This window comes from Mycobacterium paraseoulense, assembly GCF_010731655.1.
Classification (GTDB): domain Bacteria; phylum Actinomycetota; class Actinomycetes; order Mycobacteriales; family Mycobacteriaceae; genus Mycobacterium; species Mycobacterium paraseoulense.
Genome location: NZ_AP022619.1, coordinates 2,780,153 through 2,804,473, shown reverse-complemented (window position 1 = coordinate 2,804,473; position 24,321 = coordinate 2,780,153). Strand labels below are relative to the sequence as shown.

Below are 24,321 nucleotides of genomic sequence, written 5' to 3'. Positions count from 1 at the left end.
GCTGTCTGGCTAACTACTCAGGGCAGGGCGGCGAGCAGCGGCGCCACCGGGTTGGCCCCGGTTGCCGGTGCGGCGGGTGCGGCCGGTGCGGCCGGTGCGGCCGGCGCCCCGGCCAGTGCCGGCAGGTCCTGCGGCAGGGTCATCTGCGCGGGCATGTTGACCGGCAGGTTGGGCAGGAACGCCGGCATGTCGACCTTGGCCTGCGGGAGCTGCGGGGTCGGCGGTGTGGCGGGCGCGGTCGGCGTCGACAGCCCCGGGATGGCCGGCAGTCCGGGAATGGACGACGTGGCGGGGGCGGCGGGCGCCGCGGGAGCCTGCTGCGTCAGGCCGGGAATCAGCCCCTGGAGACCCTGCGCGGCCGGGGCGGAAGGTGCCGAGGGCGTCGGCGCCTGGGCCAGGCCGGGAATCGAGGGGACGGCCGCCGTCGCCGGTGACGTTGCGGCGGCCGACGGAACTCCCGGGAACGTGATGCCGGGCGCGGCCGGCGCGGCTGGCGGGGTCGCACCGAGGGCGGTGGCGAGGTTCTGCAGGATCTGCGGCGCGTTGGCCGCCGAACTGATCAGCTGCTGCGGAATGTTCGGAATGGGCGGGGCCGGCACGGGGTCGGCGTGGGCGATACCGCCCGTGAGTAGGGCTGCGGACGAACCGACGACGACGGCCGCGGCACGCATGTAAGTCCAGATGGTTGGCATGACTCTCCCTGGTTGTGGAAAACGGGTCCGCCGCCGAAGTTACGTTGATACTGATGGGACTCAAGTGACACGTGTGGCATTTATTTGATCGTTACTGATACGAGTGACGGCGGTGACCGAACGCCCCGCGACCAGGCGCGCCGGGTCAGCGAGGTCCGCCCGGGCCGCGCGGCGCGCGTCCATCGCTAGAGTCGGGCGGATAGACACCACCTCGGCCGCCCCGGCGGCACCCCCGCACCGGCGCTACGCGAGCCTGATTCGGGCGGCGGCACCCGCGCTGCTGGTCGCCAGCGTCGCGGCGCGACTGGGCTGGACCTATCTGTCGCCCCACGGGGCGAACTTCGTCGACCTGCACGTCTACCTCGGCGGCGCCGCCGCGATCAACCACCCCGGCACCCTGTACAGCTATGTTTACGCCGACCAGACGCCGGACTTCCCGCTGCCGTTCACCTACCCGCCGTTCGCGGCGGTCGTCTTCTATCCGCTGAGCCTGCTGCCGTTCGGGCTGGTCGCCTTCGCGTGGCAGGTCGCGACGATGGCCGCCCTGTACGGCGCGATCCGGATCAGTCAGCGCCTGATCGGCATTGCGGCCGGCGCCGACGGCCGCCGCCTGGCCATGGCCTGGACGGCGGTCACCATCTGGATCGAGCCGCTGCGCAGCACGTTCGACTACGGGCAGGTCAACGTGTTGCTGATGCTCGGGGTGCTGTGGGCGGTCCTGACGACGCGGTGGTGGCTGTCGGGCCTACTTGTCGGCGTGGCGGCCGGCATCAAGCTGACGCCGGCGATCGCCGGCGTCTACCTGGTCGGCGTGCGCCGGTGGGCCGCGGCGGCCTTCTCGTTCGTGGTCTTCGTCGCCACCATCGGCGTGTCCGCCCTGGTGGTCGGAGACCAAACCCGCTACTACTTCACCAAGCTGCTGGGCGACGCGCACCGCGTGGGGCCCATCGCCACGTCGATCAACCAATCCTGGCGCGGCGGCATCTCCCGGATCCTCGGTTACGACGCCGGCTTCGGCGCGCCGGTGCTGGCCGCCATCGCCGTCACCGCGGTGCTGGCCGTCCTGGCGTGGCGGGCCCTGGACACCTCGGATCGGCTGGGCAGATTGCTGGTGGTCGAGCTGTTCGGGCTGTTGCTTTCCCCGATTTCCTGGACGCACCACTGGGTGTGGCTGGTGCCGTTGATGATCTGGGCGATCCACGGCCCGCTGCGCGAGCGTGCCGGCTCGCCGATCGTGGGCTGGGGCTGGCTGGCGCTCACCATCGTCGGCCTGCCGTGGCTGCTGCTCTTCGCGCAGCCGACCATCTGGCAGATCAGCCGCCCGTGGTATCTGGCCTGGGCCGGCCTGGTCTACATCGCGGCGGCCGTGGCGACCCTGGTCTGGATCGCCGCTGCCGGCCGATCGAAGGGCTAGCCGCCGACGATCTCGTCGATGTCGTGCGCCATCGCCACGTCCTTGTCCGTGATACCCCCCGCGGAATGCGTCACCAGAGCGAAAGTCACCGTCCGCCAACGGATGTCGATATCCGGGTGATGGTCCTTGCTCTCCGCGTGCTCACCCACCCGGCGCACCGCGTCGATGCCGGCGAGGAAACTGTCGAACTTGATCGACCGGCGCAGCGCACCGTCGACGCGCTCCCATCCGTTGAGATCGGGCAGTGCGGCGTCCACCTGCTCATCCGTTAACACAGCCATGAACCGACCGTATACCGTCTGGCCATGCCGACCCAGATCGTCGTCGCCGGGGCCGTCATCCGCGGGGCCAGGGTCCTGGTGGCGCAGCGCGTCCGGCCGCCGGAGCTGGCCGGTCGGTGGGAATTGCCCGGCGGCAAGGTCGCTCCGGGGGAGACCGAGCCCGGCGCGCTTGCCCGCGAGCTGGCCGAGGAGCTGGGACTGGCGGTCGGCGACGTTGCGGTGGGCGGCCGCCTGGGCGACGACGTCGCGCTGGACGGTATGACGCTGCGGGCGTACCGCGTGCACCTGCTCGGCGGCCAACCGCGTGCCCGTGACCACCGGGCGGTGCGCTGGGTGACGGCGGCCGAGCTGCCCGACGTCGACTGGGTGCCCGCCGACCGCGGCTGGGTCCCCGACCTGATGCGGACGCTGGCCGCATCGGCCTCATAACAAGTCCACAGCCTTCCCGCAGCTAACATTCAGCGCCGTGGAAGGTCGCGAAGGTGAACTTGGGATATAACAACGAAGCTTGTAATAACGACTTGACCTGGAAGCGCGCGCCGGACGCGATCCGTCGTCACGGCTTCCACGCCGGCTATGTCTAGGTCCGCAAAACCTATGCTGACCAGACCATATTTGATTGACGGCCCGCGCGCGGCGACGGTGATCGGCCGGTCCGCCGCACCGTATGCTGGTGCCCGATTGCTCCCCGGCCCGCGGGCCCGCCGACAACGACGGCATCGGCGTTCGGGGCCGGCGCGACCGATGACCCCGGTGTGCGACACGGGCGCACCTGCGGTCGAAAGAACGGCCCGGCTACGACTCGAGGCAGCACGGAGTAGAAGGGATACCTGTTGACTGTCACACCACACGTTGGTGGAGCGCTCGAGGAATTGCTGGAGCGCAGCGGACGGTTCTTCACGCCGGGCGAGGTCTCGGCCGACCGGCGGACGGTGACGCGTCGGGGCGGCCGCGAGGCCGACACGTTCTACCGCGACAGGTGGAGCCACGACAAGGTGGTGCGCTCGACGCACGGGGTCAACTGCACCGGTTCGTGCTCCTGGAAGATCTACGTCAAGGACGGGATCATCACCTGGGAGACTCAGCAGACCGACTACCCGTCGGTCGGCCCGGACCGGCCGGAATACGAGCCGCGCGGCTGCCCCCGCGGGGCGTCGTTCTCCTGGTACAGCTACTCGCCCACCCGGGTGCGCTACCCGTACGCCCGCGGCGTGCTGGTCGAGATGTACCGGGAGGCCAGGGCGCGGCTCGGCGATCCCGTGCTGGCGTGGGCCGACATCCAGGCGGACCCCGAACGCCGGCGCCGCTACCAGCGGGCCCGCGGCAAGGGCGGACTGGTTCGGATCACCTGGGCCGAGGCCACCGAGCTGATCGCCGCCGCTCACGTGCACACCATCAAGACCTACGGCCCCGACCGCGTCGCCGGCTTCTCGCCCATCCCGGCGATGTCCATGGTGTCCTACGCCGCGGGGTCGCGGTTCTTCGAGCTGATCGGCGCCCCGATGACGTCGTTCTACGACTGGTACGCCGACCTGCCGGTGGCCTCGCCGCAGGTGTTCGGCGATCAGACCGACGTCCCCGAATCCGGAGACTGGTGGGACGCGGCCTATCTGATGATGTGGGGCTCCAACGTGCCGATCACCCGGACCCCCGACGCGCACTGGATGGCCGAGGCGCGCTACCGCGGCACCAAGGTGGTGACCGTCAGCCCCGACTACGCCGACAACACCAAGTTCGCCGACGAGTGGATGCCGTGCGCGGCCGGCACCGATGGGGCGCTAGCGATGGCGATGGGGCACGTCATTCTCTCGGAATGCTATGTGCAGAAGGAGGTTCCGTTCTTCAGCGACTTCGCACGCCGCTACACCGACCTGCCGTTCCTGATCAAGCTGGAAGAGCGCGGCGACATGCTGGTGCCCGGCAAGAACCTGACCGCGGCGGACCTCGGGGAGGCTGTCGAGAACGCGGCGCTCAAGCCGGCGGTGCTGGACGAGTCCAGCGACTCGGTGGTGGTGCCCCACGGCTCGTTGGGATTCCGCTACGGCGAGGACGGCGTCGGCAAGTGGAACCTCGACCTGGGCACCCTGGTGCCGGCGCTGAGTGTGCGAAATGCCGACGGCGCCAACGGCGATGGCGACACCGCGGTGGTGCACCTGGCCAGCTTCGACACCCTCAACGGCGAAGGCAGCACCATCGCCCGCGGTGTCCCGGTGCGCCGCGTCGGCACGCACCGCGTGTGCACCGTGTTCGACCTGATGCTCGCCCAGTACGGGGTGGCCCGCCCGGGGCTGCCTGGCGAATGGCCCACCGGCTACGACGACCCGACCCAGCAGAACACCCCCGCGTGGCAGGAGGCGATCACCGGGGTGTCGGCCGCGCAGGCCATCCGCGTCGCCAGGGAATTCGCGCGCAGCGCGGAGGAATCCGGCGGCCGGTCGATGATCATCATGGGCAGTGGCATCTGCCAGTGGTTCCACGGCGACGCCATCTATCGGGCGGTGCTCGCGCTGCTGATGCTGACCGGCTCGATGGGACGCAACGGCGGGGGCTGGGCGCACTACGTCGGCCAGGAAAAGGTGCGGCCCCTCACCGGGTTTCAGACGATGGCGATGGCCACGGACTGGGTGCGCCCGCCGCGGCAGGTGCCGGGCGCGTCCTACTGGTACGCGCACACCGACCAGTGGCGCTATGACGGCTACGGCGCCGACAAACTGGCCAGCCCGCTGGGCCGGGGACGATTTGCCGGCAAGCACACGATGGACCTGCTGGCCTCGGCGACGGCCATGGGCTGGAGCCCGTTCTACCCCCAGTTCGACCGGTCCAGCCTGGACGTCGCCGACGAGGCGCGCACCGCGGGCCGCGACGTGGCCGACTACGTCGCCGAGCAACTTCGCGACCGCAAACTCAAGCTATCCGTCACCGATCCCGACAATCCGGTCAACTGGCCTCGGGTGCTTACGGTTTGGCGGGCCAACCTGATCGGGTCGTCGGGCAAGGGCGGCGAATACTTCCTGCGCCACCTGCTGGGCACCGATTCCAACGTGCAGGCCGAACCGCCGACCGACGGCGTGCCGCCCGCCGACGTGGTGTGCGAGGGGGACATCCCCGAGGGCAAGCTCGACCTGATGATGTCGATCGACTTCCGGATGACGTCGACGACGCTGGTCTCGGATATCGTGCTGCCGGCGGCGACGTGGTACGAGAAGGCGGACATCTCGAGCACGGACATGCACCCGTTCGTGCACGCGTTCAGCGCCGCGACCGACCCGCCCTGGGAGACCCGTTCGGATTTCGAGGCTTTCGGTGCGATCGCGCGCGCGTTCAGTGCGCTGGCCAAGCGTCACCTGGGCACCCGCAGCGACGTGGTCCTGACCGCGCTGCAGCACGACACGCCCGACGCGATGGCCTATCCCGACGGCACGGAACAAGACTGGCTGCACAGCGGCGCGACGCCGGTGCCCGGGCGGACCATGCCCAAACTCACCGTGGTGGAACGCGATTACGGCGCGATCTACGACAAATGGCAAACCCTGGGCCCGCTGGTCGACACGTTCGGGCTCACCACCAAGGGCGTCACCGTGCACCCGTTCCGGGAGGTCGAGGAGCTGGCGGCCAAGTTCGGGGTGATGAATTCCGGTGCGGCAGCGGGCCGCCCGGCCATCACCACCGCCGCGCGGATGGCCGACGTGCTGCTGCTGCTGTCCGGGACCACCAACGGCCGGCTCGCCGTCGAGGGCTTCCGCGAGCTGGAAAAGCGGACGGGCCAGCGGTTGGCGCACCTGGCCGAGGGCAGCGAAGACCGGCGCATCAGCTACGCCGACACCCAGGCGCGTCCCGTCCCGGTGATCACCAGCCCCGAGTGGTCGGGCAGCGAGGCCGGCGGGCGCCGCTACGCGCCGTTCACCATCAACATCGAAAACCTGAAGCCGTTCCACACGCTCACCGGGCGGATGCACTTCTATCTGGCCCACGACTGGGTCGAGGAACTCGGCGAGCACCTGCCGGTGTTCCGCCCGCCGCTGGACATGGCGCGGCTGTTCGGGCAGCCCGAGCTCGGTCCCACCGACGACGGGATCGGGCTGACCGTGCGGTATTTGACGCCGCATTCAAAGTGGTCGTTCCACTCCACCTACCAGGACAACCTCTACATGCTGTCGTTGTCACGGGGCGGACCGACGATGTGGATGAGTCCGGGCGACGCGGCCAAACTGCAAGTGCGCGACAATGATTGGGTCGAGGCGGTCAACGCCAACGGCATCTACGTGTGCCGGGCCATCGTCAGCCACCGGATGCCCGACGGCGTGGTCTTCGTCTACCACGTGCAGGAGCGCACGGTCGACACACCCCGCACCGAAACCAACAACAAGCGCGGCGGCAACCACAACGCGCTGACCCGCGTCCGCATCAAGCCCAGCCATCTCGCCGGGGGTTATGGCCAGCACGCGTTCGCCTTCAACTACATGGGACCGACCGGCAACCAGCGCGACGAGGTCACCGTGGTGCGCCGTCGCAGTCAGGATGTGACGTACTGATGCGCGCACGGGAAGCGAGGCCCTCATGAAAGTCATGGCGCAGCTGGCGATGGTGATGAACCTCGACAAGTGCATCGGCTGCCACACCTGCTCGGTCACCTGCAAGCAGGCCTGGACGAACCGCCCCGGCACCGAGTACGTGTGGTTCAACAACGTCGAAACCCGCCCCGGCCAAGGCTATCCGCGCACTTACGAAGACCAGGAGCGGTGGCGCGGTGGCTGGATTCGCGACAAGAAGGGCCGGTTGCGGCTGCGCGACGGCGGCCGCATCCACAAGCTGTTGCGCATCTTCGCCAACCCCCGGCTGCCCATCATCGACGACTACTACGAGCCCTGGACCTACGACTACGAGAACCTGACCACCGCGCCCGCGGGTGACACGTTCCCCACGGCCGCGCCGAAGAGCCTCATCACCGGCGAACCGATGAAAATCTCGTGGGGACCGAACTGGGATGACAACTTGTCCGGGTCGCCGGAGATCCTGGCCGGCGACCCGATCCTGAAGAAGGTCAGCGAGGACGTCAAGCTCGCGCTCGAAGAGACCTTCATGTTCTACCTGCCCCGGATCTGCGAGCACTGCCTCAACCCCTCCTGCGTGGCGTCGTGCCCGTCGGGCGCGATGTACAAACGCAGCGAGGACGGCATCGTCCTGGTCGACCAGGACCGCTGCCGCGGCTGGCGGATGTGCGTCTCCGGATGTCCTTACAAGAAGGTGTATTTCAACCACAAGACAGGCAAGGCCGAGAAGTGCACGCTGTGCTACCCGCGGATGGAGGTCGGCCTGCCGACCATCTGCTCGGAGACGTGCGTGGGCCGACTGCGGTATCTGGGCCTGGTGCTCTACGACGTCGACCGCGTGCTGGAGGCGGCGTCGGTGGAGAACGACACCGACCTGTACGAGGCGCAGTGCCGAATCCTGTTGGATCCCAACGATCCCGAGGTGATCACCGCCGCCCGCGCGGAGGGCATCTCCGACGAGTGGATCGAGGCCGCACAGCGCTCGCCGGTGTACGCGCTGATCAACGACTACAAGGTCGCGCTGCCCCTGCACCCCGAATACCGCACCATGCCGATGGTCTGGTACATCCCGCCGCTGTCGCCAGTGGTCGACGCGGTCAGCCGGGACGGCCATGACGGGGAGGAGCTGGGCAACCTCTTCGGCGCGCTGGACGCGCTGCGCATCCCCATGCAGTACCTGGCCGAACTGTTCACCGCCGGTGACACCGCTGTGGTCGAGGGCGTGCTGCGGCGGCTCGCGGCGATGCGTTCCTACATGCGCGACATCAATCTCGGGCGCGAAACCCAGCCGCAAATCCCGCATTCGGTGGGGATGACCGAAGAGCAGATCTACGAGATGTACCGGCTGCTGGCGATCGCGAAATACGAAGAACGGTACGTCATTCCGACCGCGTTCGCCCCGCAGGCCCGTGACCTCGAGGACATGGGTTGCTCGTTGACGGGCGACGGCGGCCCGGGCATGTACGAGTCGGGCGAACCGGTGCCCGTGTCCGTGGAGACGTTCCACGCGCTCAAGCGGCCGGGCGGCGAGGAGCCGGTCAACGGTCACCGGTCCGCGCGGGTGAACCTGCTGAACTGGGACGGCCGCCAGGTGCCCGCGGGGATGTTCCCCGAAGAGCAGAAGCGATGAGGCTGCTGGCCGGGCGCCGGGGACGCGCCGACATCCTGCAGGACCGGCTGGTGTGGCAGGCCGCATCGCTGCTGCTGGCCTACCCGGACGACGAGTTGCCGGGTCGGCTGGACACCGTCGAGGAGCTGCTCAGCCACATCGGCGGGCCCGCGGCGGCGCTGCTCGCGCAGACGCTGGCCGCGCTGCGCGCTCGCGAACCCATGGCCGCCGCGATGGACTACGTCGCCACGTTCGACATGCGGCGCCACTGCACGATGTACCTGACGTACTGGACCGCCGGCGACACCCGCAACCGCGGCCGGGAGATGGTGGAGTTCGCCGCCACCTACCGGGAATCGGGGGTGCAGCCCCCGCACGCCGAGGCGCCCGACCACCTGCCCGTCGTGCTGGAATTCGCCGCCACCGTCGATCCCGGGGCCGGGCGGCGGCTGCTGGCCGAGCACCGCGTCCCGATCGACGTGTTGCGGGGCGCGCTCGCCGACGCGAAGTCGCCCTACGAGCCCACCGTGGCGGCGGTGTGCGCGACGCTGCCGGCCGCGACCGATCAGGACGTGCGCCGCGCGCAGCGCCTGGCCAAGGCCGGGCCGCCCGCGGAAGCCGTTGGGCTGCAACCCTTCAACTTGACCGTGCCGCCCCGACGCGAAGGAGCGCCAGGTGTTTAGCAACGTGTTGTTCTGGGACATCGCGCCCTACGTCACGCTGACGGTGTTGATCGTCGGCACCTGGTGGCGCTACCGCTACGACAAGTTCGGCTGGACCTCCCGCTCCTCGCAGATCTACGAGTCGCGGCTGCTGCGGATCGCCAGCCCGATGTTTCACTTCGGCATCCTGGCGGTCTTCGCCGGGCACGTGATGGGGCTGTTCATCCCGCCGCGGGTGACGCACCTGCTCAAGGTGAGCGACCACGCCTATCATCTGCAGGCGGTCATCGCCGGGTCGGTGGCGGGGATTGCCACCCTGGCCGGCATCGGGTTGCTGATCTACCGGCGGTTCACCCGCCCGGCGGTGTCCATGGCCACCACCCGCGGCGACAAGGTGATGTACGTGGTGCTGGTGCTGGCCATCGTGGTGGGCCTGTACTGCGACCTGATCGGCACCGGCCCGCACGGCGGCGAGTTCCACTACCGCTACACGGTCGGCCTGTGGTTCCGCCGGATCTGGATCTTCCAGCCACACGGCGAGGTGATGATCAACGCGCCGCTGGACTACCAGCTGCACGCCCTGATCGGCATGGTGCTGTTCACCCTGTTGCCGTTCACCCGGCTGGTGCACATGTTGAGCGCGCCGGTCGCCTACCTGTTCCGGCCCTACATCGTCTACCGCAGCCGCGACGAGGCGACCAAGGGCGAATTGGTCGGCACGGCGCCCCGCCGCAGGGGCTGGTAGCGGGCCGGCCACCGAGTGTGCGGCCCGGGCTTTCGGTGTGCGGCCACGGCGCCGACACGCCGTGCCGGGCCGCCCTGCACGCACACCGGACCGCGGCCCCGGGCGCCTGCCAGTTCGCTTTGTACGGCCCTCCGCTGCCACAATCACCGACGTGCCATTCCGTAACGTCGCCATCGTCGCCCACGTCGACCACGGCAAAACGACCCTGGTGGACGCGATGCTGCGGCAGTCCGGGGCGCTGCACCACCGCGGTGACGACACCCAGGAACGCATCATGGACAGCGGTGACCTCGAGAAGGAAAAGGGCATCACCATCCTGGCCAAGAACACCGCCGTGCATCGCCACAACCCGGACGGAACGGTCACGGTCATCAACGTGATCGACACCCCGGGCCACGCCGACTTCGGCGGTGAGGTGGAGCGCGGGCTGTCGATGGTGGACGGGGTGCTGCTGCTGGTCGACGCGTCCGAGGGGCCGCTGCCCCAGACGCGGTTCGTGCTGCGCAAGGCGCTTACCGCGCACCTGCCGGTGATCCTCGTCGTCAACAAGACCGACCGGCCCGACGCGCGCATCGCCGAGGTGGTGGACGCGAGCCACGACCTGCTGCTGGACGTCGCATCGGACCTCGACGACGAGGCGGCCAAGGCCGCCGAGCACGCGCTGGGCCTGCCGACGCTCTACGCGTCCGGGCGGGCCGGCGTGGCCAGCACCACCCAGCCGGCCAACGGCGAGATTCCCGACGGCGACAACCTCGACCCCTTGTTCGACGTCCTGATGGAGCACATCCCCGCGCCGGCAGGGGATCCCGAGGCGCCGCTGCAGGCGCTGGTGACCAACCTCGACGCGTCGGCCTTCCTCGGAAGGCTCGCCCTGATCCGCATCTACAACGGCAAACTGCGCAAGGGCCAGCAGGTCGCCTGGATGCGCGAGGTCGACGGGCTGCCCGTCATCACCAGCGCCAAGATCACCGAGCTGCTCGCGACCGAGGGCGTCGAGCGCAGCCCCACCGAGGAGGCGATCGCCGGTGACATCGTGGCGGTGGCCGGCCTGCCCGAGATCATGATCGGTGACACGCTGGCCGACCCCGACCACGCCCACGCGCTGCCGCGGATCACCGTCGACGAGCCGGCGATCTCGGTGACGATCGGCACCAACACCTCGCCGCTGGCCGGGAAGGTGTCGGGCCACAAGCTGACCGCGCGCATGGTCCGCGGCCGGCTCGACCAAGAGCTGGTCGGCAACGTGTCGATCCGGGTCGTGGACATCGGCCGGCCCGACGCGTGGGAAGTGCAGGGCCGCGGCGAGCTCGCGCTGGCGGTGCTGGTCGAGCAGATGCGCCGGGAGGGCTTCGAGCTCACGGTCGGCAAGCCGCAGGTGGTGACCCGCACGATCGACGGCAGGCTGCACGAGCCCTTCGAGGCGATGACGATCGACTGCCCAGAAGAGTTCGTCGGCGCGATCACCCAGCTGATGGCGGCCCGCAAGGGCCGCATGGAGGAGATGACCAACCACGCGGCCGGCTGGGTCCGGATGGATTTCATCGTCCCCAGCCGCGGCCTGATCGGCTTCCGCACCGATTTCCTGACGATCACCCGGGGCACCGGCATCGCCAACGCCGTGTTCGACGGCTACCGGCCGTGGGCCGGGGAGATCCGGGCCCGCCACACCGGGTCGCTGGTCTCCGACCGCGCCGGCACCATCACGCCGTTCGCCCTGATTCAGCTCGCCGACCGTGGCCAGTTCTTCGTCGAGCCCGGCCAGGACACCTATGAGGGCATGGTCGTCGGAATCAACCCGCGCGCCGAGGATCTCGACATCAACGTCACCCGGGAGAAGAAGCTCACCAACATGAGGTCGTCGACCGCGGACGTCATCGAGACCCTGGCCAAGCCGCTCGAGCTCGACCTGGAACAGGCCATGGAGTTCTGCGCGCAGGACGAGTGCGTGGAGGTGACCCCGGAAATCGTCCGGGTGCGCAAGGTCGAGTTGGACGCCACGACCCGGGCGCGCAGCCGGTCGCGCGCCAAGGCACGGGGTTAGCCGCGCGTGCTCGGGCGGGCCGCCGGGCGGCTGCTCGATACCCTGATCGGCATGCCGACGCGTGCCCGCCGCTTGTTTATGACGGTCGGCGTGGTCGTCTCGCTGTCCGGACTGGCGCTCGCGGCGTGCACGGTCAACCCCCCGCCGGCGCCGCAGAGCACGGACACGCCGCACAACTCGCCGCCGCCGCCGCCGCGGCCGACGCAGATCATCATGGGCATCGACTCGATCGGCGCCGGCTTCAACCCGCACCTGCTGTCCGACCTGTCCCCGGTGAACGCGGCGATCAGCGCGCTGGTGCTGCCCAGCGCGTTCCGGCCGGTGCCCGACCCTGGCACGCCGACCGGTTCCCGCTGGGAAATGGACCCGACCCTGCTCGACTCCGCCGAGGTCACCAGCCAGAACCCGTTCACGGTGACCTACAAGATCCGGCCGGAGGCGCAGTGGACCGACAACGCCCCGATCGCCGCCGATGACTTCTGGTACCTGTGGCGGCAGATGGTCAGCCAGCCCGGCGTCATCGACCCGGCCGGCTACGACCTGATCACCGGCGTGCAGTCGCTCGAGGGCGGCAAGCAGGCGGTGGTCACCTTCGCCCAGCCGTATCCGTCGTGGAAAGAGCTGTTCAGCAACATCCTTCCGGCGCACATCGTCAAGGACGTGCCGGGCGGGTTCGCGTCCGGGCTGGCCCGGGCGCTGCCGGTCACCGGCGGCCAGTTCCGCGTGGAGAGCATCGATCCGCAGCGCGACGAGATCCTGGTGGCCCGCAACGACCGCTACTGGGGATCACCGGCCAAGCCCGCGCTCATCCTGTTCCGGCGCGCCGGAGCGCCTGCGGCGCTGGCCGATTCGGTCCGCAACGGCGACACCCAGGTGGCCCAGGTGCACGGCGGATCGGCGGCGTTCGCGCAGCTGTCCGCCATCCCCGACGTGCGCACCGCCCGGATCGTGACGCCCCGGGTCATGCAGCTGACGTTGCGGGCCAACGAGCCCAAGCTGGCCGACGCGCAGGTGCGCAAGGCGATCCTGGGGCTGCTCGACGTCGACCTGCTGGCGGCGGTGGGCGCGGGCAGCGACAACACGGTCACGCTCGACCAGGCCCAGATCCGCGCGCCCAGCGACCCGGGCTACGAACCGACCGCACCGCCCGCGATGACGACGCCGGCGGCGCTGGGGTTGTTGGAGGGATCCGGTTACAAGGTGGAGGGCAACTCGTCGGCGTCGCCGGCGCCGACCCCGGCGAACAACGGGCCGCCCGAAGTAATCCGCGGCCGGATCAGCAAGGACGGCCAACAGCTGTCGCTGGTCATCGGAGTGGCGGCCAACGACCCGACGTCGGTGGCCGTGGCCAACACCGCGGCCGACCAGTTGCGCAATGTGGGCATCGCCGCCAGCGTGCTCGCGCTGGACCCGGTGACGCTGTATCGGGACGCGCTGAACAACAACCAGGTGGACGCGATCATCGGCTGGCACCAGGCGGGCGGGAGCCTGGCGACGCGCCTGGCGTCGCGGTACGGCTGCCCGGCGCTGCAGGCGACGCAGGTACCGACGTCGACGGGGCCGACCACCACCCCGTCCTCGCCGACCACCACCGCGCCCGCCACCTCCGCCACGACACCGACCTCGACCCCGCCCAGCCGCCCGGCGGACCCCAACGCGCTGGTGCAGGCGCCGTCGAACCTCACCGGGATCTGCGATCGCAGCGTGCAGTCGAACATCGACGCCGCGCTCAACGGCACCAAGAACATCAACGACGTGATCACCGCGGTCGAGCCGCGACTGTGGAACATGTCGACCGTGCTGCCGATCCTGCAGGACACCACGATCGTGGCCGCGGGCCCCAGCGTGCAGAACGTCAGCCTCTCGGGTGCAGTGCCGGTCGGGATCGTCGGCGACGCCGGCCAATGGATCAAGACCGGGCCCTGAGCCGGCCTCGCCGGTCTGTGGTCGCGCCCTAGTCGGAGGCCGCCCGCGCCTTGCGCGGCGGTATCACCGCGTCGACGATGAGCGCCAGCTCCCGGCGGTTCGGCGGCGATCCGGTCAGCAGGAAATGCTGGTTGATCAAGGCCGGGCCGATGCGTGCGGTCAGCGGGGTGATCATCTCCGGATCGAGGTCACCCTCCGCCACGGCGGCCTGCAGGATCGATTCGACGATCTGCAGGCGCGGGGCCACCACGGCGTCGGCGAAGATGGCGCGCATCTCCGGTTCGTGCAGGAGCTGGTTGACGGTGGCCATGCCCGGGAAAGCGGTCTTCCCGGCGCAGACGTCGCGGTGGGCGGTGAACACCGTCAGCAGGTTCTCCCGGGCCGAGCGGCCGGGCCGGGCCTCGGGCACGGGCGGCAGGGTGTGGACCAGGGCGGCATGCACCAGCTCGCACTTGGTGGTCCAGCGCCGGTACAGGGCCGCCTTGCCGGTGTGGGCGCGCGCCGCGATCCCCTCCATCGTCAGACCGCCGTAGCCGACCTCGGCCAGTTCGGCCAGAGTGGCCTCGTAGAGCGCCCGTTCGAGGACCTCGCCCCGACGGCGGCTCCGGCCGCCGGCCGGGGCGGTCTGGGTTAGCTGCGGCATCCCTCGATAGTAGCCGTATGCGTTCCTATCGGCTGCGACGAGACCGTCGACGCCGGGCGCCGCGCGGTAGGGTGCGTCCATGCCCGAGACGCCACGGCTGCTGTTCGTCCACGCGCATCCGGACGACGAGAGCCTCAGCAACGGCGCCACCATCGCCCACTACACCGCCCGCGGGGCGGACGTCCGCGTCGTCACCTGCACGCTCGGCGAGGAGGGCGAGGTGATCGGCGATCGCTGGGCGGAGCTGGCCGTCGATCGCGCGGATCAGTTGGGGGGCTACCGCATCGGCGAGCTCACCGACGCGCTGCGTGCGCTGGGCGTCGGCGCACCCCATTACCTGGGCGGCGCGGGGCGCTGGCGCGACTCGGGCATGGAGGGCACGCCCGGGCGGCGGCGCCGTCGGTTCATCGACGCCGACGAGCGCGAGGCCGTCGGCGAGCTGGTCGCCGTCATTCGCGAGCACCGCCCGCACGTCGTCGTGACCTACGACCCCGGCGGCGGCTACGGCCACCCCGACCACGTGCACACCCACACCGTCACGACGGGCGCCGTGGCCGCCGCCGGCTCCGGCGACTTTCCCGGCGAGCCGTGGACCGTGCCGAAGTTCTACTGGTCGGTGTTCGCGACGAGCGCCTTCATGGCGGGGCTGCACGCCCTGACCGGCGAGGATCTGCTGCCCGGGTGGACCATCCCGCCGGAGGAGGAGTTCGGCTTCGGGTACGTGGACGCCGACATCGACGCCGTCATCGAGCCGGCCCCCGAGGCGTGGGCGGCGAAGAGGGCGGCGCTGGCCGCCCACGCCACGCAAGTGGTCGTCGGGCCCACCGGCCGGGCCTGTGCCCTGTCGAACAATATGGCGCTGCCGATCCTGGCGGAGGAGCACTACGTGCTGGCCGCCGGCGCAGCGGGGGAGCGCGACGGGCGGGGCTGGGAAACAGATTTGCTTGCCGGGCTTGATTTCACCCCGGTCGTCACGCGGTAGGCTTGCCAATCAGGCAGCCACGGAAGGATTTCGCATGGACCCCGACCTGGACCCTAATCAGCAGCATTGGCAGGACCGGCTCGACAGCCTGCAGTGGGTTATCGGCTCGATTCTCTCCAACATCGACAGCGTTCCGACCTGACCGCAACAAAGCCGCGCGCCGCGTCCCTCGAAGACGGCGGCGCGACGGACCCCGCGATCCGTTTCGTGGTCCTGGCGCTGCTCGCCGTCGACGGAGTCCTCTCCGCACTCGCCGGGGCCCTGCTGCTGCCTTCCTATATCGGGGCGGTTCCGTTTCCCATCAGCGGATTGATTTCGGGTCTGGTCAATGCCGCACTGGTCTGGGCCGCCGGCCGGTGGACCACGTCGTCGCGGCTGGCCGCGCTGCCGCTGTGGACCTGGCTGCTCACGGTGGCGGCGATCAGCATGGGCGGCCCGGCCGACGACGTCATCCTGGGGGGTCGTGGGCTGATGGCCTACGGGGCCCTGCTGCTGATCGTGCTGGGTGTCGCCCCGCCGCTCTGGGTGCTGTGGCGGCGCGGCCACCCGTCCTGACGTTCGTGCGCCCCTCGGGGCCGGGACGTCCCCGCTCGCCGGGGTGGACCTGCCGCTACTGTTGACTGTTGCGCAGACCGGGCCCGCACGGGTCGGAAGAAAATTTCACATGTTGGGACACGCGGATGAAATTCGATCGTGGGGAAGTTACACGAAGGTGCCGCTGACTCCGGGCGAGGAGCCTACCGCTCTTCCTAATCCTGTGGTTTTGCCGAAGACCAGCGCCTCGGCGTTGCGGCGGGTGCTGCGCCGCGCCCGAGACGGCGTTGCGCTCAACGTCGATGAGGCCGCGGTCGCGATGACCGCGCGCGGCGAGGACCTCGCGGATCTGTGCGCCAGCGCCGCGCGGGTGCGCGACGCGGGGTTGGTGTCGGCCGGCCGGCGCGGCCCCGGCGGCGGGTTGCCGATCACCTATTCGCGCAAGGTGTTCATCCCGGTCACCCATTTGTGCCGCGACACCTGCCATTACTGCACCTTCGTCACGGTGCCGGGCAAGCTGCGCGCGCAGGGGTCGGGCATGTACCTCGAACCCGATGAGATCCTCGACATCGCCCGCCGCGGAGCCGAATTTGGTTGCAAGGAAGCACTTTTCACTCTCGGCGACCGGCCCGAGGATCGATGGCCGGAGGCGGGGCAGTGGCTCGGCGAACGGGGGTACGACTCCACGCTGTCCTACGTGCGGGCCATGGCCATCCGGGTGCTCGAAGAAACCGGGCTGCTGCCGCACCTGAACCCCGGCGTGATGAGTTGGTCGGAGATGGCCCGGCTGAAGCCGGTGGCGCCGTCGATGGGGATGATGCTCGAGACGACGTCGCGACGGCTGTTCGAGACGAAAGGCCTTGCGCACTACGGCAGCCCGGACAAAGACCCGGCGGTACGGCTGCGCACGCTCACCGATGCGGGCCGGCTGTCCATTCCGTTCACGACCGGCCTGCTGGTCGGCATCGGCGAGACGCTGACCGAACGTGCCGAGACCTTGCACGCGATCCGCAAGTCGCACAAGGAGTTCGGGCACGTCCAAGAGGTGATCGTGCAGAACTTCCGGGCCAAGGAACACACCGCGATGGCCGCCGTTCCCGACGCGGGGATCGAAGATTACCTGGCGACGGTGGCGGTCGCACGGTTGGTGCTGGGCCCCGGCATGCGCATCCAGGCGCCGCCCAACCTGGTCTCGGGCGACGAGTGCCTGGCGCTGGTGGGTGCCGGGGTCGACGACTGGGGCGGGGTGTCGCCGCTGACGCCCGATCACGTCAACCCGGAGCGGCCGTGGCCCGCGCTGGACGAGCTGGCCGAGCTGACCGCGCGGGCCGGATACGAACTGGTTCAGCGCTTGACCGCCCAGCCCAAGTACGTGCAGGCGGGGGCGGCGTGGATCGACCCGCGGGTGCGTGGACACGTGCTGGCGCTGGCCGACCCGGCGACCGGCCTGGCCCGCGACGTCAACCCGGTGGGCCTGCCCTGGCAGGAGCCCGACGACGTCGCGTCGGCCGGGCGCATCGACCTCAACGCCGCGATCGACACCGAGGGCCGCGCCACCGAGGCGCGCAGCGATCTGGACAGCGCCTTCGGCGACTGGGAATCGATCCGCGCGCACGTGCACGAGCTGACCGCGCGGGCCCCCGAGCGCATCGACACCGATGTGCTCGCCGCGCTGCGGGCCGCCGAGCGCGATCCCGCCGGCTGCACCGACGGTGAGTATCTGGCGCTGGCGACCGCCGACGGGCCGGCGCTGGAAGCCGTTGCCGCGCTGGCGGACTCACTGCGCCGCGACGTCGTGGGTGACGACGTGACGTTCGTGGTGAACCGCAACATCAACTTCACCAACATCTGCTACACCGGGTGCCGGTTCTGCGCGTTCGCTCAGCGCAAGGGCGACGCCGACGCGTACTCGTTGTCCACCGGGGAGGTGGCCGACCGCGCCTGGGAGGCGCACGTCGAGGGCGCCACCGAGGTCTGCATGCAGGGCGGCATCGACCCGGAGCTGCCGGTCACCGGCTACGCCGATCTGGTCCGCGCGGTCAAGGCGCGGGTGCCGTCGATGCACGTGCACGCCTTCTCGCCGATGGAGATCGCCAACGGCGTGACCAAGAGCGGGCTCAGCGTGCGCGAGTGGCTGATCAGCCTGCGCGAGGCCGGGCTGGACACCATCCCGGGCACCGCCGCGGAGATCCTCGACGACGAGGTGCGCTGGGTGCTGACCAAGGGCAAGCTGCCGACGTCGGAATGGATCGACATCGTGACCACCGCGCACGAGGTGGGCCTGCGGTCGTCGTCGACGATGATGTACGGGCACGTCGACAGCCCGCGGCACTGGGTCGGCCACCTCAACGTGCTGAGGGGCATTCAGGACCGCACCGGCGGGTTCACCGAGTTCGTGCCGCTGCCGTTCGTGCACCAGAGCTCACCGCTGTACCTGGCCGGCGCGGCCCGGCCCGGGCCCACCCACCGCGACAACCGTGCCGTGCACGCGTTGGCGCGAATCATGCTGCACGGCCGCATATCCCAGATCCAGACCAGTTGGGTCAAGCTGGGTGTCGAGCGCACACAGGTGATGCTCAACGGGGGGGCCAACGATCTGGGCGGCACGCTGATGGAGGAGACCATCTCGCGGATGGCCGGGTCGGAGCACGGGTCGGCCAAGACCGTCGAGGAGCTGACCGCGATCGCCGAGGGCATCGGGCGCCCGGCGCGCCAACGCACCACCACGTACGCGCCGCGGGCGGCTTAGCGGCTGGAGGCGGCGGGTATACCCGATGCCGTGAACCGACGGATCGACTCCGACCGGTTCCCGGAGTGGGGGCCGTTCGCCGACGCGGTGCAGCGGCGACGGCCCGATGCGGGCACCTGGTGCGACGCCTGGACGGTGCGCGACATCGTCGTCCATCAGGCCGGAAACGCCGAGGAACTCGCCCGAGTGCTGGCCGCCCACCTGGAAGGCGAAGCCATCGGCACCCGGGGTTTCGACGAGCGCGAGGGCCCGCTGCGCGCTTTGAACGACGCGGACCTGTGGGACGCGCTGCTCGAGCGGATGGCCGGCCTCGGCCGCGTCGCGGCGGCGGCCGACGAGGTGCCCCGGGACACCGATGTCGCCTGGACGGGCCGCACGATGAAGGTGCCCTGGTTCGCCGAACACATGCGCGAAGAACTCGTGCTGCACGGTTGGGACATCACCGGGGACGACGCGGCGGCCCGGGCGCGGGTGCGGGCTCCCGGTACCGAAGACGTCGTCCTCGGCGCGGAAGCCGGCACTACCACGATCGAACTCGCCGAGCCCGAAGGCGCCGCCACGCTGGAGACCGATCCGGCCGCCCACGTCCTGCTGCTATGGGGCCGTAAGCCCGCGGACCCGTCGCGAATCCGCAGCCGCGTCGGACCGGAGACGCTCGGCCGCGTGCGCTGCCTGCTCAGCGGTTACTGAACCGCGTCGACTCAGAAGTTGTTACAGGTGACCGCGACCTGGTTGATGTCGTCGTAGTACTTCATCGCCGACGGCATGGCCTGGATCTGCTGGGCCATCTGCTGGCGCTTCGGCGGCGGCGAGGCCAGGAAGCTGCGGATGTAGGACTGCGCCATCGGCGAGCTGTTCAACTGCGCGGCGGCCGCCGGATCGGCGGCGTTGAGCGCGGCGATGACCTGCCCGTAGTTGCACGTGGTGTTGATGATCGCGTCCGACGGATCCGCGGCAGCGATTCCCGCGCCGGCGGTCAGCGCCACGGCCGCACTACCGACGGCAACGGTCAATTTGGTCAACGACAGCCTCATGGTGGACACCTTCCCCGATTAATGCACCGCTACAAAGGCGACGACATCTGCCAGCGGCTGCCGTCCGAATCGAGATTACCAGGCGCCGCGAGTGTGCTTCCAGCGCAATGACTATCGGTGGGCCTCGCTGGGGCGTGACTTTGTGCAGGTCAGGGGTCCGTGGCGACCGTTCGCCCTCGGCGAAACGGACCCCGGTCGCGGCACCCGAGACTGGCAGTCTTAAATCGTCAGTTTAACGGGCGTGCCAAGTGGTTGACGTGTATGTGCAACGTCTAGTATCAGTAACCGAAAGCTTTGTCTGGAGCGGCCGGTGCACCGGGCGCGAGCCGAAGAGCAGCCCACCGAAGTAGTACATGGAGGAGACGTCTGTGACCTACACGATCGCCGAGCCCTGTGTCGATATCAAAGACAAGGCTTGTATCGAGGAGTGCCCGGTCGATTGCATCTACGAGGGCGCGCGGATGCTGTACATCCACCCCGACGAGTGCGTCGACTGCGGGGCCTGCGAACCGGTCTGTCCCGTCGAAGCGATCTACTACGAAGACGACGTGCCCGAGCAGTGGAGTCAGTACACGCAGATCAACGCGGACTTCTTCACCGAGCTGGGATCGCCGGGCGGTGCGGCCAAGGTCGGCATGACCGAGAACGACCCGCAGGCAGTCAAGGACCTGCCGCCCCAGGGCGAGGGCGACTGAGCGGGCCGGTGCTCCATGAGCCCGGGGTAAGGCCGCGCCGACGGGTGTCGGCGTCCCTGCCGGAGTTCCCCTGGGACACCCTGGCCGACGCGAAGGCACGGGCCGGCGCCCATCCCGACGGGATCGTCGACCTGTCGGTCGGTACGCCGGTCGACCCGGTCGCGCCCGTGATCTCCGAGGCGCTGGCCGCCGCCGGGTCCGCGTCCGGGTATCCGGCCACCGCCGGCACCCCGCGACTGCGCGAATCCCTGGTCGCCGCGCTGGCCCGCCGCTTCGGCATCAGCGGTCTCACCGAGGCCGACGTGCTACCCGTGATCGGCAGCAAGGAGCTCATCGCCTGGCTGCCGACGCTGCTGGGGTTGGGGCCCGCCGACGTGATCGTGGTGCCCGAGCTGGCCTACCCGACCTATGACGTCGGGGCCCGGCTCGCCGGGGCGCCGGTGCTGCGCGCCGATTCGCTCACCCAGATTGGCCCACGAACGCCGGCGCTGGTCTACCTCAACTCGCCGAGCAACCCGACCGGCCGCGTGCTGGGCGTCGACCACCTGCGCAAAGTGGTCGGCTGGGCGCGCGACCGCGGCAGTGTCGTGGCATCCGACGAGTGCTATCTGGGCCTGGGCTGGGAGGCGCAGCCGCTGTCGATCCTGCATCCGTCGGTCTGCGACGGCGACCATGGCGGCCTGCTCGCGATCCACTCGCTCTCGAAGAGCTCGTCGTTGGCCGGTTACCGGGCCGGGTTCGTCGCGGGAGACCACGAGCTGGTCGCCGAGCTGCTGGCGGTGCGCAAACACGCCGGGATGATGGTGCCGACGCCGGTGCAGGCGGCCATGGTCGCCGCCCTGGACGACGACGCCCACGAGCTGGCGCAGCGGGAGCGGTACGAGCGGCGGCGGACCGCGCTGCTGCCGGCGCTGCGCTCGGCCGGGTTCGCCGTCGACCACTCCGAAGCCGGCCTGTATCTGTGGGCCACCCGCGGCGAGCCTTGCGGCGACAGCGTCGCGTGGCTGGCCGAACGCGGCATCCTGGTGGCGCCCGGCGCCTTCTACGGCCCGGGCGGCGCGCAGCACGTGCGCGTCGCGTTGACGGCCACCGACGAGCGGATCGCCGCGGCCGTGCAGCGGCTCGCCTAGCTCGGCGACGACCGTTCGCCGCCGGAGCGGCGGCGAACGTGCACAATGCATCGGAGGTGTTTCCCCCGCTCAGGTTAAGGACGGTGGTCGTGACCACTTCGGCCGGCAAGGTGCGCATCCCCCTTTCGGTCGGCGACGTCGTCAAGCGAGTGTTTCTGGGCAAGCCCCTGATCACCGAGGACATCGCTTCCGAAAAGCTGTCGAATCCGGTTGCCCTGGGCGCGCTTTCGCCGGACGCGGTCTCATCCGTGGCGTACGGTCCGGAGCAGATCCTGATCGAACTGCTGCCGCACGCCGGGCTGGCCGCCTTCCTGCTGTTGCTTCCCATCACCGGCGTCATCCTGCTCATCCTGGTGCTGGTGGCCGCCTCGTACCGGCAGGTCGTCATGGCCTACACCCGGGCGGGTGGCTCCTACATCGTCGCGCGGGACAACTTCGGGCCCCGGGTGGCGCAGATCGCCGCCGCCGCGCTGCTGATCGACTACGTGGTCACCGTTGCGGTGCAATCGGCGGCCGGGACGGTTGCGGTGGTCTCGGCGTTCCCCGCGCTGGGTCCCTACAGCCTGGAGTTCACGGTCGTTGTGGTGCTTGCCATCTGCTACGCGAACCTGCGCGGGTTGAAGGAGGCGGGCCTGCCGTTCGCGGTGGCGACTTACTCCTTCATCGCCATGGTCGGCCTGACCATCGTGGTGGGCGTGATCCGCGCAATCGCCGGGGACCTACCGATTTACGATCCCGCGCGCATGGCCGGAACCGTGCCGGTCCACCAGGGCAACGGGCTGGTGCTGGGCGCCACTGTTCTGGTGTTGCTGCGCGCATTCGCCAACGGAGGTTCGTCCCTGACGGGGGTCGAGGCCATCTCCAACACGGTCGACTACTTCCGAAAGCCCCAGGGCCGCAACGCACGCCGCGTGCTCACCGCCATGGCCACCATCCTCGGCCTCCTGCTGGCCGGCGTCGCCTACCTGGCGCACGTCACCCACGCAACGCCGTATCTCACCGAATACCCGTCGGTGCTGTCGCAGATCGGCCGCGCCGTCTTCGGCAACGGCGTCATCGGCGACGTCTTCTACATCCTGGTTCAGGCTTCGACCGCCGCGATCTTGTTCACGGGCGCGAATACCAGTTTCAACGGATTCCCGGCCCTGGCCAGTTTCGTCGCCGACGATCGCTTTCTGCCGCGCCAGCTCACCAAACGCGGTCACCGGCTGGTCTTTTCGAACGGCATCATCACCCTGACGGCACTGTCGGTGCTGCTGCTGGTGGTGACCGGCGGCTCGGTCAACGCGCTGGTTCCCTTCTATGCGATCGGCGTGTTCACCGGCTTCTCGATGGCCGGCTACGGAATGACCAAACACCATCTGAGGCAGCGCGAACCGGGATGGCGACGCCGCCTGGCGATCAATCTCTCCGCGGCGATCCTGTCGACGATCGTGGTGGGCATCTTTGCCGTGGCGAAATTCACCGAGGGCGCGTGGCTGGTGGTCGTCGTCTTCCCGCTGCTGGTGTTCATGCTCATGCGGCTCAACCGCGAATACCGCGCCGAGGCGGCCATTCTCGAGATGTTCCGCACCGACCGACCGGAGTTGGTGAAGTACGCGCGGCACCGGGTGTTCGTCCTCGTCGATTCCGTCGACCTGGCCGTTATCGAAGCGCTGCGCTACGGCAGGGGACTACGGGCCGACGAGCTGACCGCGGTGCACTTCATGGTCGACCCCGCCCACGCCGCCCAACTGCGAAAGCGCTGGGATCACTTCGATCTCGACACCCCGCTGCGGGTGGTGGACTGCCCGGACCGGCGCATCAGCCGGGCCGCCCAGCTACTGGTCGCCAAGGCGCGCGAGGAACAACCGCACACCAATGTGACGGTGCTGCTGCCGCGCCGAACGTTCGCGCGGCTGCTGGGCCGGCTGCTGCACGACCGCACCGCCGACAAGATCGCCCGCGCGGTGAGCATGGTCCCGGATGCGGCGGCGACGATCGTGCCCTACGACGTGGAATCGCGCATCAAAGAGGCCTACCCCGACACCTTCGAGCAGCGGATCGCCCAGGAGATCGACAAGCTCGAAGCCTGGGTGTCCAAGGGCGAGGACCAGGAGTTGGACTCCTACGAGCACCCCGAGCGGCCGGCGTCGGTGATCCTGGTGGCCGGGCTGATCTCGGGGCAACGGGCCACCGTCGAAGGACGGGTCAACGAAGTCGAGGACGTCACCGAGCGCGGGCGGACCTTCCGGCGGGTCGTCGTCGGGGACAGCAGCGGGGAAATGACGGTCACCTTCCGGCCCGGCCACGGGGGCGCCGACATTCAGCCCGGCCAGCTATTGCGGCTCAGCGGGAAGGCCCGCCAAACCGGCAACCGGCCCATTTCGATGGTCGATCCGCTCTATCACGTGATCGAGGACCCCGCGAAGTCCGCCGACGCCGGCGAAGCCGAAGAAACCAGCAAAACGTAATGCTCCGCCGACCAACGGCATAACCGCGCGCGGGCAAATCTCGCCACGCGGACACCCCGCCGCCCAAAGGATCCGGAGAATCAGCGAATCCATATGGCGCGCACGCGCTTTCGCCTGTTGCCGGTGGATCCCACCTTGCGGGTGGAATCGACGGGCCGAGCGCCCGGCGGAGCCGGAAACG

Annotated in this window: 19 protein-coding genes; 15 read left to right on the top strand and 4 right to left on the bottom strand. The window is 69.7% G+C overall.

From position 1 onward, the window contains the following. Positions 1-17 precede the first annotated feature (17 nt). Positions 18-692 carry a hypothetical protein gene (locus G6N51_RS12785; protein ID WP_083172125.1) on the bottom strand — a complete coding sequence of 225 codons (675 nt, stop codon included), beginning with the start codon at positions 690-692 and terminating at the stop codon, positions 18-20. A gap of 112 nt (positions 693-804) precedes the next feature. On the opposite strand from G6N51_RS12785, the gene G6N51_RS12780 reads away from it, so the two are divergent. Next, entirely contained in the window at positions 805-2,106 is a 1,302-nt protein-coding gene (locus tag G6N51_RS12780; RefSeq protein ID WP_083172205.1) for a mannosyltransferase, read from the top strand. Here the strand turns inward: G6N51_RS12780 and G6N51_RS12775 are convergent. Then, entirely contained in the window at positions 2,103-2,387 is a 285-nt protein-coding gene (locus tag G6N51_RS12775) for a 4a-hydroxytetrahydrobiopterin dehydratase (RefSeq protein WP_083172124.1), read from the bottom strand. The genes G6N51_RS12780 and G6N51_RS12775 overlap by 4 nt on opposite strands. 24 nt (positions 2,388-2,411) lie before the next feature. Between G6N51_RS12775 and G6N51_RS12770 the strand changes: the two genes are divergently transcribed. The 7 genes from G6N51_RS12770 (at position 2,412) to G6N51_RS12740 (ending at position 13,920) form a co-directional block, all read left to right on the top strand. After that, positions 2,412-2,816 (top strand): (deoxy)nucleoside triphosphate pyrophosphohydrolase, encoded by a 405-nt coding sequence (locus G6N51_RS12770; RefSeq protein WP_083172123.1) that lies wholly within the window; start codon positions 2,412-2,414, stop codon positions 2,814-2,816. Positions 2,817-3,220: 404 nt separating this feature from the next. Then, positions 3,221-6,919 carry a nitrate reductase subunit alpha gene (locus tag G6N51_RS12765; RefSeq protein ID WP_083172122.1) on the top strand — a complete coding sequence of 1,233 codons (3,699 nt, stop codon included), beginning with the start codon at positions 3,221-3,223 and terminating at the stop codon, positions 6,917-6,919. A gap of 25 nt (positions 6,920-6,944) precedes the next feature. Next, entirely contained in the window at positions 6,945-8,567 is a 1,623-nt protein-coding gene (gene narH / locus G6N51_RS12760) for a nitrate reductase subunit beta (RefSeq protein WP_083172121.1), read from the top strand. Continuing rightward, a complete protein-coding gene (gene narJ, locus G6N51_RS12755) occupies positions 8,564-9,229 on the top strand; it encodes a nitrate reductase molybdenum cofactor assembly chaperone (RefSeq protein WP_083172120.1) in 666 nt (221 codons plus the stop codon). Before narH ends, narJ begins: the two co-directional genes overlap by 4 nt. Next, positions 9,222-9,953: a respiratory nitrate reductase subunit gamma gene (gene narI / locus G6N51_RS12750; protein WP_083172119.1), complete on the top strand. Its 732-nt coding sequence runs from the start codon at positions 9,222-9,224 to the stop codon at positions 9,951-9,953. The genes narJ and narI overlap by 8 nt, the downstream gene beginning before the upstream one ends. A gap of 151 nt (positions 9,954-10,104) precedes the next feature. Continuing rightward, positions 10,105-11,994: a translational GTPase TypA gene (typA, locus tag G6N51_RS12745; protein ID WP_083172118.1), complete on the top strand. Its 1,890-nt coding sequence runs from the start codon at positions 10,105-10,107 to the stop codon at positions 11,992-11,994. Positions 11,995-12,045: 51 nt separating this feature from the next. Beyond that, a complete protein-coding gene (locus G6N51_RS12740; protein ID WP_276055452.1) occupies positions 12,046-13,920 on the top strand; it encodes an ABC transporter family substrate-binding protein in 1,875 nt (624 codons plus the stop codon). Between the two features lie 28 nt (positions 13,921-13,948). Here the strand turns inward: G6N51_RS12740 and G6N51_RS12735 are convergent, their stop codons facing one another. Next, a complete protein-coding gene (locus tag G6N51_RS12735; protein ID WP_083172116.1) occupies positions 13,949-14,563 on the bottom strand; it encodes a TetR/AcrR family transcriptional regulator in 615 nt (204 codons plus the stop codon). A gap of 79 nt (positions 14,564-14,642) precedes the next feature. On the opposite strand from G6N51_RS12735, the gene mshB reads away from it, so the two are divergent. The 4 genes from mshB (at position 14,643) to G6N51_RS12715 (ending at position 19,518) form a co-directional block, all read left to right on the top strand. After that, positions 14,643-15,545, top strand: coding sequence for an N-acetyl-1-D-myo-inositol-2-amino-2-deoxy-alpha-D-glucopyranoside deacetylase (mshB, locus tag G6N51_RS12730; RefSeq protein ID WP_083172115.1), 903 nt, complete (start codon positions 14,643-14,645; stop codon positions 15,543-15,545). 93 nt (positions 15,546-15,638) lie between these two features. After that, complete coding sequence (locus tag G6N51_RS12725; protein ID WP_083172114.1) at positions 15,639-16,100, top strand: hypothetical protein; 462 nt, start codon at positions 15,639-15,641, stop codon at positions 16,098-16,100. 109 nt (positions 16,101-16,209) lie between these two features. Beyond that, on the top strand, positions 16,210-18,828 hold the full coding sequence (locus tag G6N51_RS12720) for a bifunctional FO biosynthesis protein CofGH (protein WP_083172113.1): 2,619 nt from the start codon (positions 16,210-16,212) through the stop codon (positions 18,826-18,828). Between the two features lie 30 nt (positions 18,829-18,858). Then, the gene (locus G6N51_RS12715; protein WP_083172112.1) at positions 18,859-19,518 is read left to right on the top strand and encodes a maleylpyruvate isomerase N-terminal domain-containing protein; all 660 of its coding nucleotides are present in this window, start codon (positions 18,859-18,861) and stop codon (positions 19,516-19,518) included. Positions 19,519-19,529: 11 nt separating this feature from the next. Here G6N51_RS12715 and G6N51_RS12710 read toward each other — a convergent pair whose 3' ends face one another. Then, positions 19,530-19,862 carry a hemophore-related protein gene (locus G6N51_RS12710; RefSeq protein WP_083172111.1) on the bottom strand — a complete coding sequence of 111 codons (333 nt, stop codon included), beginning with the start codon at positions 19,860-19,862 and terminating at the stop codon, positions 19,530-19,532. A gap of 368 nt (positions 19,863-20,230) precedes the next feature. Between G6N51_RS12710 and fdxA the strand changes: the two genes are divergently transcribed. The 3 genes from fdxA (at position 20,231) to G6N51_RS12695 (ending at position 24,140) form a co-directional block, all read left to right on the top strand. Then, positions 20,231-20,557: a ferredoxin gene (gene fdxA / locus G6N51_RS12705; RefSeq protein ID WP_068096492.1), complete on the top strand. Its 327-nt coding sequence runs from the start codon at positions 20,231-20,233 to the stop codon at positions 20,555-20,557. Between the two features lie 44 nt (positions 20,558-20,601). Then, complete coding sequence (gene dapC / locus G6N51_RS12700; RefSeq protein WP_142274976.1) at positions 20,602-21,687, top strand: succinyldiaminopimelate transaminase; 1,086 nt, start codon at positions 20,602-20,604, stop codon at positions 21,685-21,687. Positions 21,688-21,776: 89 nt separating this feature from the next. Then, complete coding sequence (locus tag G6N51_RS12695; protein ID WP_083172204.1) at positions 21,777-24,140, top strand: APC family permease; 2,364 nt, start codon at positions 21,777-21,779, stop codon at positions 24,138-24,140. The last annotated feature ends 181 nt before the right edge of the window (positions 24,141-24,321 follow it).